Annotated in this window: 8 protein-coding genes; all 8 read right to left on the minus strand. The window is 40.2% G+C overall.

The features are described 5' to 3' along the window. Positions 1 to 105 precede the first annotated feature (105 nt). Positions 106 to 1923: a RagB/SusD family nutrient uptake outer membrane protein gene (locus LVD47_RS00980; protein WP_236973645.1), complete on the minus strand. Its 1818-nt coding sequence runs from the start codon at positions 1921 to 1923 to the stop codon at positions 106 to 108. A gap of 23 nt (positions 1924 to 1946) precedes the next feature. Beyond that, positions 1947 to 5111 carry a SusC/RagA family TonB-linked outer membrane protein gene (locus tag LVD47_RS00985; protein ID WP_236973646.1) on the minus strand — a complete coding sequence of 1055 codons (3165 nt, stop codon included), beginning with the start codon at positions 5109 to 5111 and terminating at the stop codon, positions 1947 to 1949. A gap of 393 nt (positions 5112 to 5504) precedes the next feature. After that, positions 5505 to 6521, minus strand: coding sequence for a Kelch repeat-containing protein (locus LVD47_RS00990; protein ID WP_236973647.1), 1017 nt, complete (start codon positions 6519 to 6521; stop codon positions 5505 to 5507). A gap of 275 nt (positions 6522 to 6796) precedes the next feature. After that, the gene (locus tag LVD47_RS00995) at positions 6797 to 7597 is read right to left on the minus strand and encodes a ThuA domain-containing protein (protein WP_236973648.1); all 801 of its coding nucleotides are present in this window, start codon (positions 7595 to 7597) and stop codon (positions 6797 to 6799) included. A 2-nt stretch (positions 7598 to 7599) separates the two neighbouring features. Further along, positions 7600 to 8388 carry a ThuA domain-containing protein gene (locus tag LVD47_RS01000; RefSeq protein WP_236973649.1) on the minus strand — a complete coding sequence of 263 codons (789 nt, stop codon included), beginning with the start codon at positions 8386 to 8388 and terminating at the stop codon, positions 7600 to 7602. A 90-nt stretch (positions 8389 to 8478) separates the two neighbouring features. Next, positions 8479 to 10191, minus strand: a complete 1713-nt coding sequence (locus LVD47_RS01005; protein ID WP_236973650.1) for a RagB/SusD family nutrient uptake outer membrane protein — start codon at positions 10189 to 10191, stop codon at positions 8479 to 8481. Positions 10192 to 10227: 36 nt separating this feature from the next. Continuing rightward, the gene (locus tag LVD47_RS01010; protein ID WP_236973651.1) at positions 10228 to 13320 is read right to left on the minus strand and encodes a SusC/RagA family TonB-linked outer membrane protein; all 3093 of its coding nucleotides are present in this window, start codon (positions 13318 to 13320) and stop codon (positions 10228 to 10230) included. Positions 13321 to 13632: 312 nt separating this feature from the next. Then, a complete protein-coding gene (locus tag LVD47_RS01015) occupies positions 13633 to 15075 on the minus strand; it encodes a hypothetical protein (RefSeq protein ID WP_236973652.1) in 1443 nt (480 codons plus the stop codon). Between the last annotated feature and the right edge of the window lies 1 nt (position 15076).

Raw genomic sequence — 15076 nt, forward strand, 5'->3', positions numbered from 1 at the left:
CAAAATAACCATGGCAGACTTACTTTTAAGTCGGCCATGGCATAAAACAATTTCAATGGATTTATTTTCCTGATATAACTATCAATTTTTACAATTCAATTAGCATTACTCTATAGTTTCTAATGGTGGCTGATTGTTCTGGGCGCCAGCATACCCAATATTTTGATTTATAGTTCCGAGCGTATTGGCGTTAATTAAACGGTCATCAATAGGCCACAAAAAGTGATGCGGTTCAATCGTCGGTGATTGCCCAATGACAATAAACTTATCTCCTATAGGCAAGTCCAATCCCAGGAATGTTTGGGTTCTGGGCCCGGAGTATTGTGGATAAAAGAAATTTAATCCTGTTACCCTGTCGTAGTACCAATTGTTATCCGCAAGGGTTTCTTCAGAATATCCATTGATTCCCATAGCTGCCATAGTAAACGAGACTCTTACCAATTCATTTTGTCTCGGCGTTTCGGCAAATAATTCTCGAGCCCTTTCATCAAAGATATAATCTATCGTGACTTCATCCGGAGAGATGGGTTCGGCTTGCGCCCGCTCCCGAATCATATTTATATCATTGGCCGCAGACGCCAAGTCTCCATTCCAGAAATAGGCTTCTGCCCGGATCAAGTAGGTTTCGGCCAATCTGTATACATACCAATCGCCGTTCCCTCCGCTAGGTCTTGTAGCAGGATCCCCTTCAAATACCATAGTTTTGTAAATCGGCATCGCATACATTGAGCTAAGCACACTGTAGGGATCTCCCGTCATATATTCCAGTCTCCATGGCTCGCCGTAGTCTACCGATTCCGTATTATTATAAAACATTTCATTGATATCCTTCCAATTAATATCAGCCCTACGCAAATCTGGTGTATTACTCCATTCAAAATCATCCTCTTCCCATACATCATATTGATACCATTCGGAAAGGGCAGCATCCGGATTTCCTCTACCAAGTGAATCATACAGAGGTCCGGCATCAATCATTCCTCTATTCCCTTCACTGTCCCTGTGTCGGGAATGCCACCATGCGGGGTGATACGTTCTCATGGAATATGTACCAACACTCTTAGCAGCATCCGGGGCTTCAAACCGGTCTACAATCGAAAGAATATTTTCAGTATTCGTTGATAAATTTTTGTTTTGGGGTCTGTGCAAATCCCAAATTACATTTTTGCTTGCATCACCCGCATCCACACCAAACCGCTCAGTCATAAGCGCATATGGACCATTAATAACTTCCGAGGAAGCCGAAATGGCTCTGTCAAAATCCATATTCGCCAGTGCAATTTTGGATAATAAATGATTGCCGGCACCTAAGGTGACTGCTCCGGGAATTGCCGTTTCTGGTAAATGTTGTACAGCAAATTCCATATCGGATTGAATTTTATCTAGTATAGCCCATCGGCTGTGGGTGTTAAAATCCAAACGAGCACTTTGCACTTCTTCCCCGATGAACGGTACATCTCCGTAATTGTGGACCAATCGATAGTACCAGTAAGATCTGTGCCAATAAGCTTCAGCCAGTATTTGATTCCTATCTTCCTGATTTTCCCATTCGATGTCGTCAATTCTAGAAATGGCTACATTGGCATTTTTAATAAATTCATAGATGTTATTTATTTGTCCCACATAATTGGAATACCGATCCGTACTGGGAGTTAGTTGAGTCATGTCCAACTGAACATTGGGTACAGCAGCTTCGGAAGTATTCCACTGATGGTGCATTAAATCCCGGTTACCGGTATTTTCAGACACTAAGGCCTTTCTCATAGTGATCAACAAGGCTTCAAATCCTTCTTTATTTACATAAATGTTTTCCGGCGCAAAGAAAGAAAGTGGTTCCGGTTTTAGAAAATCATCGTCGGAACAAGAAGTTGCAAGCACAATGATTATTAATGTATATATATTGATTTTTATTAATCGTTTCATGATTATATCTTTTAAGTTTGAAACTATAATGACATACTTAAACCGACGGTATACGTCCTTGGCATCGGCGAATTAATTCCTGACTCCGGATCCCAACCTGGCCATTCCGTAAAGGTGGCAAGGTTCCTGATCGATGCAAAAACCCGCAAACTCTGAAAGTTAGCAACCTGTGCTATTTCAGATGGCAACGTATAGTTCAAAGTAACATCCTGGATTCGTACAAATTCACGGGATTTGAAGACCATAATTCCACCTCCGTAAGGTGCGTCATTTTGGCCAAGGCGAGGCCATTCATTGGATCGGTTTTCAGCAGTCCAATACGGTGTAGGCGGAGTATTTCTTCTGTCGTATGTTGAGTGTCTGTGGATGGCATGAGAAAATGCACCGATATGACCAAGGTCCGCTCTTAAGAAAATGGAAGCGGAAAAGTTTTGTAAGAAATTAAATTCATTACGCAAGCCCAGTCTATATCGGGGTTGTTCGTAACCGATAAAAGTCTTATCATCCAGAGCCTCATAGGTCCCATTGTTATTGAGGTCAGCACCCTTCAAATCACCTGGCTCCAAACCATACGTTTCTGCTTCATCCGCTTCCTCTTCTTGCCAAACACCTACAATATCGTAGTTCCATACAGCATCAATAGGACGACCAATGAACCATTCATTTTCAAAGTCTGGAATCTCTCCTTCGTATTGTTGACCTTCCAACGTATAGTTTCCACTTTCCCCAAATAGTGAGATGATTTCATTTCGGTTCAATGAAAGATTAAAAGTCGTTCTCCAATTAAAGTTTTCTGAACTTATATTAACAGAGTTAATCATCATTTCAAACCCTTTATTTCCTAACTCTCCAATATTCGTAGTAATATCAGAAAAACCTGTTATTCTAGGCAAGGTACGGTTTACCAGGAGGTTTTGAGTTGTCATATCGTAGTAATCCAGAGAAACATTGATCCTGTTTTCCAATATACCCAGGTCAATTCCGACATTAAAAGATTCTGTTTCCTCCCAAATTAATCCGGGGTTGGCAAGTGAAGAAGTAAATACCCCAATTTGCACTTGCGATCCGTCGTAATATTGATTTGATGTCAGCTGGGCTAACGCAGAATATGCCCCGATATCTCTGTTACCATTTACACCATAGGATAATCGCACTTTCGCCTGGTCAATGCCGTTGATATTAAAGAAATCTTCTTCTGATAGCTTCCAGGCAAAGGCTCCTGCAGGAAAATTAGCACGCGGATTCAATTGACCAAATGCTGAAAATCCATCCCTTCTGATAGAAGCGGTAATTAAATACTTATCCATCAATGTATAGTTCAACCTTGCCATCATGGCATCACCCGTAATTTTGGTATCATTTGCATCTAATGCAGGGTTAATACCGAATTGTATGCCTGAATATCCCAATACCGGACTGGGTTGAAAAGTATTGTTTACCGAATAACTATTCCAGGTTCTGTTTTGCTCCTTATTATATAATAGGGTGACGTCAAAATTGTGGATGCCGAATGTCTTATTCCATTTCACGAGATTATCAATCATCCACTCATACCTGGCAAAGTCAGTTCTGTCTGCTCTTCCTCCAGAGACGTTTTGCCCTCCAACAATGGTTTGTGGAGACCAATAGTTGTAATCACGCAAATCTTCTATTCGAGGTTGGAATGAAAGCTTATAGGTTATTCCAAAAGGCAATGTAACCTTGGCATATAATGAAGTAAATAAATTATTGAGTTTACGATCTCTATCTTGCCCCAAAGTATTTATTAATGGATTTTGCCCTCCTATGTAATCACCGGGATACCATTTTAATGTACCGTCCTCATTACGCATTTGAGCAAATGGGCTTGTGGTCTGCATTCCACCGATACTTGCTGTAACTGAACTTTCATCTCGGACTGAAAATTGCGTATTTGCACCAGCGTTTAACCAATTGGTAACCTTAAAATCGACATTTAACCGGGAACGGATGGTAGAGTATTCATCTCCACGGATAATTCCCTCGTTATTAACATAGCCTACAGACCAGTAATACGAAGAATTTTCCGTTCCACCACTAATACTCAAATCGTACTCCTGCCTCAACCCGGTTCTCATGGTTTCATCAAACCAATCGATGGTTTCACCTGCCAGATAGGCATCTATTTCCGTTGGAAAAAAGTTTAACCTTGACAGGTATTCCCTTGTATTATCGGGTAGTGGATTGGGATTGAGGTTTCTCCATTCGTCTAAAGAAACTCCCTCACTTAGGTTTGCCGGGTCATCCCAGTAATAATCCGGAAAAGGTTGAACATTCCCACGGTAATAAGCTTTTCGAAAATCAATGTATTCATCCGGTCCACGAACGCCATAAGCATCCGATGTAGCTTCTGTAAGACCCAATTTTGTTGAGAAATTAATGGTTGGTTTCCCTGTTTTTCCTTTGGTTGTAGTTATAAGAATTACCCCTGATGCCGCTTTTGATCCAAAAACCGCAGCCGAACTGGCGTCTTTCAGAATATCAATGGTTTCTACATCATTGGGGTTGATATCTCGCAAACTACCGTTGAAAATGACACCATCCAGCACAATCAATGGCTCCGTATTCGCAGTTAAGGAAGTAGGTCCTCTCACTTCCAGTGAACTACCACCTGCTGCCGATGTACTTTGATTAGCATTGAAACCTGCCACAGAGCCCGTTAACATATCCGTCAACTGTGTCATAGATTGGTCTTTGAACTTAGCGGCATCAACGCGCTGAACAGATCCTGTCAAATCACTTTTCTTTACAGTTCCATACCCGACGACTACGAGTTCGTCCAACATTTGAGCATCAGATTGAAGGCGAATGTCAATACTAGTCCTTCCTTCTAATTCAATTTCTTGCTTTTGGTACCCGACATAGGTTACTACAAGAATAGCATCTTCTGCTACATCCTGCAAGGTAAATGAACCGTCAAAATCCGTTGACGTCCCGTTATCCGTACCTTTCACTAAAATATTTACGCCGATTAAAGGCTCTCCATTTTCATCAGTTACCATACCGGTAACGTTCACGTTTTTTTCTAAAGCCAACACCTTATAAGTTGTACTTGCTTCATTTAATAATGTCTCTCCTTCAAAACCATTATTAGCGATCATTGCTGAGAAAGGACTCGCAATTAGCCAGGAATTGAGAAGAATGGTTTGAGTAAACTTTTTCCATTTCATCTTTAACAATTTAATATTTGATCAATTTTCACAATCTGTTTTTCGAAATTTTGTTTTCATGAATGAAGTTTGAAGTCGAAATCCATACGCCCCTCCTTACATTCATAGAGAGTTAAATTACCTAAGTGATATTCAGGGTTTAGCCAAATATCTTGTTAAATATTAGTGCACTATTTTTACTCCCCAAGCAAACGCCTTTACTTGGGCAATTATATTTTTTCGGTAACGTTACCGAATATAGTAATAAATTTGAAAACATCCATTATTTAGGATATAATAATTTTAAATTTTCCATTTAGGGAAGAATTGAAGTTAACAAATCAAATAGGGTAAAATTGTTGTAGATCAATAAATTGTAATCGAAATAATTACATTGAAGCTCATTCTTTTATTTTATTCTTTGATATTAATATTTGAAGGCTGAAGTAATTCAATTGACCAAACATCATTTACCAATGGAGGTGTCATTCCTCCGGCAATCCACAATCTATTTTTAAAAACATATGCAGAATGTTCGTGTCGTCCTTTCCACATTGGTCCCTTTGTATTTAATTTATTCCAATTTCTCCCATCTGAAGAATACCAGGCATCTTCCCAATTTATATATGGATTATTGGACCAACCACCTAGAACCCACATATTCCCCCGATAAACCACCGAAGAAAACCAAATTCGTTCATGCCACGGGGATGACTCCGTTTCCTGCACCCAGTGGATCCCGTCTTCACTGCTCCAAACATCATTATACGCTTTATATTCGGGGTCGTAGTTTCCGCCTCCCATTAGGTATATTTTGTTGTTTAAAACAACTGCCTGGTGAAAAGCACGGGGTGGCCAACCTGCATTATCCGTAGCTAATTTCCAGTCTTTACCATCTTCTGAGTACCAAACATCATTTAATAAGCTTTCTTCATCCCCATAGTAATAATCATTTGTACCGCCCAGTAACCAAATTTTGCCTTTAAACTCTACAATTGCAGCAGCACATCTGGGATCCCAATTTGCGCTTTCTACTACTAAATCCCAATTTTCTCCATTCTCTGAAGACCATACCTGATTACTAGCAGAGCGACCTTCGAGTCTTCCATTGTACCAACCACCCATAAACCACATTTTACCCCTAAATGTAGTGACCATAGGCAAATCACTATGAATCCACGGTGCTTTATCGGTAACTTTCTTCCACCTTTTTCCATTTTTTGATTTCCAAACATCACGGGGAGGCGCTTCGTATGAACTGTGCCACCCCCCGAATATCCAAAGATGGTCTTTAAATACTAATTCACCCTGAGAATCCCTTGGTAACCATGCAACACTGTCTTTAACCAACTCCCATTGGGGAAGATCCTGGCTTTGACACGGGGTAAGAAATACTAGAAATGGCAATAAAAAAAAGGTAAAGTTTTTCATAGTTTATGCTGATTTCGATGATTTTTAAGGAATCAGACCCCTTGAGAATAGTGAGATTCAACTATAAAGAGTGAATATATTGTAGACTATTTAGGAAGAAATTCACTGTTAACAAGTGGAAACTGTATCTCCATGGTGACTATTTTCAATCTTGGATTGACAAGCCTAATCTACCTTGCTCCTTTCTTTTCCTTTATCCCGATAAAGCTTCTGAAGTCTACCTCGTAACATCCCCTGCCACAGAACCAATAAATATTCGTCGAGCTCAGGTCAATTTATTGTATTGCCCATTCAATCCCATTAGTGATTAACTTAATAAAGTTATCATTCTCAAAATCATCTGGATACCCCAGGGCTGTATAAAAAACTTTCCCTCCGAATTTGGTAGTGCGTATCCAGGCAAATGGCTCTGTTACATTTTCTGTACTGCCAGTAAGAAGAATTTTGGCATTTTGATCTATTAGTGGGGCGACTTTATAAACCTGACCATTGCTTCTCCATCCATCGCTTTCAATTCCGTCTAAAATCTGGTGGGTCTTATTTTTGTCAACTGTCCGCACAATCGTACCCAGTTCTTCCGGTTCGTATCCTCTATTTTCACAACCGAGGACATCCGGCACGAAATCCCACCAGTCGACATATCCTTCCGGAAGCGAGTCTCTAATGGAAAAGGCGTGATTCGCCGTTCTCAACCCTACCACAGGATTTCCCTTTCGGACATAGTCTTTCAAAATCTTCATTTGTTTAGGTTTAAAAGCCAACCGCCTACAAAATACCACTAAGAGGTCTGCTTTTTTTATAGCTTTAATATCTGGCAAATGGGCTTTCCTCCTTTCCCCGATTGCTTCTATTACCTGTACCTGGTATTTACCTTGTTCTTCCAACCATCCGGCATACTTGGGAATAGTATTGTACGCTTCATAATTCAATGGGTCATTACTCACTATGAATACAATTGAGGGTTTTGGGTCTGAATCCAAATGGCTTTTTTCTGAAATGCCTTCCTTTGGGAATAATATTATAGCGATTGCAAGTAATAAACCACCTTCCCAGATCTTTTTTAAATGCTGTTTCATTTTCATTTTTTATTTTCATTTAATATCCACTGAACGGTATTTTCCAATAATATAACAAATTGCGGATTAATAAAGTCATCAGGCACCCCCAGGGAGGTATAAAAAACCATTCCCCCAAAATCAGTATATCTTGTCCATGCCACCGGTTCTTTTAATCCACCAGTCTTTCCTTCAAGTAGGATATCAGCATCAGGATCTAATAACGGAAGGGATTTATATAAATGTCCCGGGGTAGTCCAGGCATTGAAATTTATACCATCGGTGGCCGGGTGCCGGGGAAGCATTCGCGAGGGTAGTATCTTTACAGGTTCCGGGTTGGGACTATGTCCCCTATTCTCGCATCCAAGGACATCCGGAACAAATTCCCACCAATCCACATACCCTTGGGCAAGTGAGTCCCTAATGGAAAATGCATGATTGGCACTTCGTATGCCCATCACCGGTTTTCCGGATTCTATATATTCTTTGATTATTTTCATCTGACCGGGTCGCAAAGCAAGTCTCCTGCAGAATACGACAAGTAGATCGGATTTTTTGATGGAACGAATACCCGGGAGCTTCGCTTTCTTACGAATCCCTTTAGCTTCGATTACTTTTACTTTGTACCCCTTTTCTTGTTGTAGTTTTTTAGCAAAGCGCGGTATGGTTACGTGCGCTTCGTAATTTAATGGGTCATTACTAACAATAAATACAATTGTAGGATCGGGAGAATCCTGTGAAATAGGTTCAGATAATGCATTTAATGAATAAAAGGCAAAAAATAGAAATGGTATTAAAAACCTAATTTTCATAACTTAAAAGTAAAAGCCCACTCCACGCGCCAACCCTTTTTTGTATAAATTTAAACTCTTTCCAAGGGGCACAGAGTGGGCTTTATTATTTTAGTAACCCGTGTTTTGCGGGAATTCCGCATCCACATTCAAGTCAATCTGGCTTTGAGGAATTGGCCACACAACATTGTGAGGTTCTATGGCTGCTCCAGGAACCAATGGATTATCATTATATTTCTGTACTCTTTCAATCAGCTTACCTGTGCGGCGAAGCGTTATCAATCGCCACTCTTCACCGTACAATTCACGTGCTCTTTCATCAAGGATATAATCAATATTAACCTGATCTGCAGTAACGGGTGTTGCCTGAGCTCGGTTGCGGACAACATTTACATCAGCTGCCGCAGCTGCCGCATTATTAATCCCCAGATAAGCTTCTGCTCTTAATAAAAGTGTCTCAGCAAAACGCAATGCATACCAGTCTTTATGAGTTACACCCCCTCCGGCTCTGTTGGGCTGGAGATAATAATTCTGCGGATCCAAAAATTTGGTGTGCATAGGGTAGAGATTTTTAGTCGTATCCTGCAGAGGGTTTGGACGCGGAGGATTGTACAAACTAAAATCAATTTTCTGCCTGTGATATGCAGATTCCGGATTATCAAAGTAATAATTGCGCTTCAGGTTGTGCTCAGCATTCCGGATATCAATATCCCAGTCCCCCTGCCAAATTTTGTGGTAGACTAAACTAGAGCCCCTGATATTTGCAGTTCCACGACTCATCGTGTCATTGTATCCGGTGAATCTACCATCAAATCTTATGCCCAGGATTTCTTCATACCCATCAGGTGTAAGCCCAATATCAAAATACCGGGGACCAAAAATATAGGCACTACCAATCTGTCCACCTCCCTGGATTAATGGTTCTACCTGTATTACCCACATACCTTCCGTATTCACCGAGAGGTTATGATTTTCAAATCCGAATAAATCGTAAAAAGCATCCCCTGAACCGAAAACGTCATTATCCAGGTGATTACCGAATCGCTCGTTCATCAACCCATATCCAAAATCATCAATAACAGTCGTCAATACATCTACAGCAGCTTGAGCGTTACCCTGTTCCAAATAGGTTTCACCCAAATAGTGGAGGGCAGGACCTTTTGTAATTCTTCCCGGTGAAGCCTCATCGCCCGGATCCGGCAAGTGTTCAGCAGCAAAGGAAAAATCTTCCACCATTAAAGAGTGTATTTCAGAGGCAGGATCTCTCACAAAATCAGCCTTGGCAGATTTCACCGGCTCGGTAAGCAAAGGGATGTCACCATAAGTAGACACCAGGTAGCGGTATACAAAAGACCTGAAGAAACGGGCTTCTCCCAGATATAAATTTTTACCTTCTTCCCCGTTCTCAAATACTTCACTATCCAGTTCTCCAATCTTTTCAATCAATACATTGGCTCTTTGAATCATTTCAAACCCGGTATTCCAGGTATCCACCACATACCTGGCAATGGGTGTAATATTTGCATAACTGGTAAGATAAGATTGGGTGTTCGGTACTTCACCCACATACCCGAGGTCACTACCGTGAACACGCCAGTTCATTGTGCCAAAACTCTGAAAAGAATAATACACAAAACGCACTCTTTCGTGAAGAGAGATAATTCCCTGTAAAACACCCTCCTCCGTTAAATAAGCATTATCAGGAGAGAAAAAATCTAGTGGGCGCTCTTCAAGTATGTCGTCGTTACAGGCTGTTATTGACAACAGCAATGTCCCCAAAAGGAGGGCTAATTTTTTATGGAAAGTATGAATGAAATTTTTCATTTCTAGTGTTTTTAAATTTAAAATTGAATTCATCAATTAAAAGCTGAATTTAATACCGCCTATTACATTTCTCATCAACGGAGTATCACTTGTCCCTGTTTCAGGATCCCAGCCTTGCCACTGTGTCCATACATATGGATTTTTACTTGATATATAAATTTGACAATTGTCCAAACCTATAGAACTAAGCAGGTTTTGACTAAATGAATACGATAATGTAATATCCTGCAGCCTTACAAAAGACCTGCTTTGATAAATTCCACTTTGTTGGGGTGGTTCATTGTAAATACCTGTTGTATTGCTAGTAGGTGCATCTGGCCTCCAATAGTCATTTATCAGTGAATTATTCATACGATTGGGGAAATAATACCTGGGATTGATATTATCCGCGTTGTCTGCCCTGTAAAACTTATCTCCACCCTGGATAGAATTGATAATTATATTAAGCCCAAAGTTTTTATACGATAAATTATTACTTACACTGAATCGATAACTCGGAGCAGAATACCCGATAATTGTTCTATCGAAGTCTGGAGTTATAGCGTTGTCCCCATTTAGATCCGCATATCTGAATTGACCAGGATACCATCCATCATAAGGAATTTGCCCGGCAAAAAATTCTTGCTCCGTCCATACGCCACCAGTCATTTGGTAATCATACAAAGCACTTATAGGTTCCCCAACAAACCATTCATTCCCCAGGTCTGCGTCGTCATTATCACCGTACAACCTAGTGATCTTACTTCTGTTGAGAGAGAATACAAATCCGGTTTCCCAACGAAGTTCGTTATCGATATTTATACTATTGACCTTTAGGTTAACACCTTTGTTTTCAAGTCCTCCTATATTAGCCCAGACACTGCTATATCCTGCTGCCCTGGGAAGTTGTCGTTGTACGAGCACATCTTGTGTCTCAGAAGTATACAAATCAAGGGATCCAGTCAGTCGATTGTTCAAGAACCCAAGATCCAATCCAAGGTTATATGATTTTGTAGTTTCCCAGCTCAAATCTGAATTACCCAGGGTTGAAGGATATAACCCAATGACTGTTGCCTGATCAAATGTGTAATACGTAGTGGACATTCTTGACAAACTGGAATATCTTCCGATTCCCTGATTTCCATTTTTACCATAGGAAAGCCTCAATTTTCCGTAGTATCCTCCCGCATTATTAAAAAGATCTTCCTCTGAAAAAACCCAGGCCAATGAAACCGACGGGAAGGTAGCCCATTTATTTTCTGCACCGAAACCTGAGTACCCGTCCCTTCTAACTGTACCCGTGACCATATATCTGGATTTGAAACTATAATTCAACCGCGCCATATAAGCCAGGCTGTTTTCTTCCCATGCAGAACTCGATATTGTAGATATTTCAGCAAGCCCGACATTATTATATCCCAATGCCTGGTTATCAAACCCCTGTGCCTCTAATGAGGATGCCTCCCCCATTCTACCTTCTCTACTTAATAATAGTGTCCCGTTGAAACTGTGGTCGTCAAAAGTCCTAAGGTAGGTAACAATATTATTCAAGATCCAATCTCTGCTTTTGTACGGATTCTTCGTTGCTAACCCACGGTTCGAAACACCAGATGGGGTATTGTAATTATGGTAGGAATTGTTATCTCCATTTATGAAAATATTGGAGTAATTGAACTCATACGAAAGTCCTTCCACCCATGGAACTTGAATTTTGGCACTACCGCTTAATTGCAATTGATTCCTTTTATCAGAGTTATCAATATATGTATGAACCAAAGGGTAGGGTTGAAAGAGTTCACCTCCAAGGTAAATATCATATGATGATTGACCTATATAGTTATTGACCAGAGGGCTGGCAACCCGCGCATTGGACAGGGAAGCTGGAATTCCGGATTCATCTACACTGGAAAAGGAGGAATTGACAGACAAATTCAACCAGTCATTGACATCACTGGACACATTACTTCTTAGGGTCAACCTTTTGAACCGGTCGTTGATTTGGATCCCTTCCGCATCAGTATAGGAACCAGAAACAAAATAGCTAAGTTTTTCATTACTTTTCCCTGACAAACTAAGATTATAATTCTGCAAAGGAGCTACTTGCAGGACCTGGTCTACCCAGTCTATTTCATTTCCCGCCAGGTAATTGTCTTTTTCTTCCTGGGTTAACAAGTAGGAGGATACCAATTCACGATTGGTTACATCAGGACGCTGAGGCCTACTGTCAACACTTTCAGGGTCGGTAGCGTACCACTGGTACAATTTACTTTGATAATCCCAATCAACCAGGCGGACAGCAAATTCCTCTGCATTCATAACCCGCATCGGGTTGTTGGTCATGTCCTGGAAACCATAATAAGAATTAAAAGAAATTTTCGGTTTGTCTGAGCTTCCTTTTTTGGTGGTAATAATTACAACACCGTTGGCTGACCGGGAACCGTACACTGCGGCAGCACTGGCATCCTTTAAGACATCAATGGTTTCTACATCATTGATATTAATATCTGCCAATGATCCGTTGTAAATTATTCCATCTATAACAATTAGAGGGGAATTACTGGCTGACAGAGAATTCTGCCCCCTAATCGAAAATAAAGGTTGTCCGGCTGCTCCCCCTCTTCCTTCTATGTTTATTCCAGAGGAACTTCCCGATAAAGCCTGAAGAATATTGACATTGGCCTGGGTAGTTTTTTCATCCATTTCCAACCGGTCTACAGATCCTGTCAAGTCACTCTTCTTCACAGTTCCGTATCCGACTACAACCAGTTCATCCAGCAATTGCGCATCAGATAAGAGCTCAACCTTAATAGATTCCCTTCCTTGAACAGCAATTTCCTGTGACTGATACCCGACATAGGAGAATACTAATATCGCATCTTCTTCAACATTCTGAAGCTCAAAATTACCATCAAAATCTGTCGAAGTACCATTATTCGTTCCTTTCACAATTACATTAACCCCGATCAATGGTTCACCATCTTTATCGGTTACGTTACCGGAAACGGGGATAGCCAGATTGGCAATCTCCCAATTCTTAGTAGCTTTAACATCCAACGTGTTTGGAGGCAAGGCTGCACCTATTGCCCATCCCAGGAAAGCCACCAGGTTAATACCTGTATAACTTATCCTTTTCAACCATTTTACATTCATCTTACTAACTTTTTTTGTCCTATAATAATTTAAAATCAATTACACCCAGATTACTCAATGCGATAATACTCCTGAAATACTCATAAGTATATCGCTGTGAATAATACTACAGAAACTCTTCGGCTTTTTGGGTTTCAAAAATTCCAAAGAATTCAGTTGTTAAATACAGTAAATTGTTGCCGGAAGGACCTTTATTTAATTACTAATTGGTGATAGTCATAAAGACCACTTAACGGTAACGTTACCGAAAATTAACAATTATTTTTAAAACGCCAATATTTTTGTAAATACATTTAGAAAATTCTCCTAATTCTAACCTTCAATTGGCTTATACATCTTGTCTAACAATTCTTTGGCTAAATCAGCTAATATCAAGCCCGCATTATCAAGACCTAAATTTCTCTTTTCACTAACTTCATATCCGCCATAAGCCTTTTCCCCCGGCCTTCCCACATATTGAGTTCCGACTCCATTTGAATATCCCAATACTAAAGTGTGAGGAAAAGGAGAAGCCTTTTTGATAGCTAGTCCAATGTCAGTCATGGGCTCTCCTGGCAATGCTACAATAGCTATACTTCCTAAAGTGATTACCTGAACTTCTACCTCCATAGATTTGAGTCCTGACCTTTCTATACCATATTCGGTGAGCGGAAGCCCAACAAAAGCACTTTCACATTGTAACGGTTGCAATAATATTTCCGCCGAATGCTTGAAGGATCTTTTTGCGAGATTTAATAATTTATTTGCCATAACATTTACGGCTTTTTCACCTCTCTTCCAGGGATTAATATCCCCTGTAGTTCCCTGAACAAAAAAACTTTCGCCCCCAAATTCATCTTTAAAAAGGCGGACTGTTTTACCAGGCCAATCTCCGGATAAACCATCAGAATAAGGATAAATAGATACAGGGTGAGCAGAAAGATTAAAGAGTGTTGAAATTCCTGAGGAATCAGTCTTTTCAAAAAATAATACGCTCATTACCCGGTCCACAGGTCCGAAGTCCATATTTCCACTAATTACTAATGGATCCCAATCTGGATGCTTATAGTAAAAATTTTCCGGGGTTTTAGCCTTTTCATATTTAATTGACACAGGCCTCGGCCGCCTATTATGAACCAATTCAGATATATCCGATTTACCGATATGTATTTTACAAGGCTTCAGGGAGCGGATAGCTTCCGAAGCAGTATATAGCGTTTTGGTAATCAAATCACTTTTCCATTGGATATATTCAGGTAATTCTTCCTGATGGGACAATTTATCCAAAGAACCCCAGGATAAGTCTCTCTCAACACGTCTCAATTCTTCAAAATAGACCGGAGAGAACGGGGCTGAGTGATTGTGAGTGGCAGTTATCAGAATATTATTATGAGGTATTCCGAATTTATCTTGAATTTTATCTTTTATCAATTTGGTGATAGATTCTCCTACATATACAAGTTCCATACTTATGATAAGTACTTGCTGCGAATGATCATTCAATGCTAACACTCTTACATTGATAGGGTCCTCGACGGCCGAATATTGTCTCCCGGTTACCCAGTTCAGTATTTTAGGCGACGGTGTAATATCACTTTGGAATATTCCAAATGAAATAGAGGCAGGGTCTTCCTTATATTCATTTCCATTGATTTCATTTGATGGATTCCCTGTTTTAGAGTTTTTATATTCTGGAACGGCACCCAATGAAAAACCCGCACTTAATAATGAACTTTTTTGTATAAAATTTCGGCGATTTAATGAATTATTTTTCATA

It is taken from the genome of Membranihabitans maritimus (assembly GCF_021729145.1).
GTDB classification, from domain to species: domain Bacteria; phylum Bacteroidota; class Bacteroidia; order Chitinophagales; family Saprospiraceae; genus Membranihabitans; species Membranihabitans maritimus.

Coding starts and splice junctions, on each gene's coding strand:
- LVD47_RS00980 (WP_236973645.1), bottom strand. CDS start 1,923: ATGAAACGATTAATAAAAATCAATATATATACATTAATAATCATTGTG.
- LVD47_RS00985 (WP_236973646.1), bottom strand. CDS start 5,111: ATGAAATGGAAAAAGTTTACTCAAACCATTCTTCTCAATTCCTGGCTA.
- LVD47_RS00990 (WP_236973647.1), bottom strand. CDS start 6,521: ATGAAAAACTTTACCTTTTTTTTATTGCCATTTCTAGTATTTCTTACC.
- LVD47_RS00995 (WP_236973648.1), bottom strand. CDS start 7,597: ATGAAACAGCATTTAAAAAAGATCTGGGAAGGTGGTTTATTACTTGCA.
- LVD47_RS01000 (WP_236973649.1), bottom strand. CDS start 8,388: ATGAAAATTAGGTTTTTAATACCATTTCTATTTTTTGCCTTTTATTCA.
- LVD47_RS01005 (WP_236973650.1), bottom strand. CDS start 10,191: ATGAAAAATTTCATTCATACTTTCCATAAAAAATTAGCCCTCCTTTTG.
- LVD47_RS01010 (WP_236973651.1), bottom strand. CDS start 13,320: ATGAATGTAAAATGGTTGAAAAGGATAAGTTATACAGGTATTAACCTG.
- LVD47_RS01015 (WP_236973652.1), bottom strand. CDS start 15,075: ATGAAAAATAATTCATTAAATCGCCGAAATTTTATACAAAAAAGTTCA.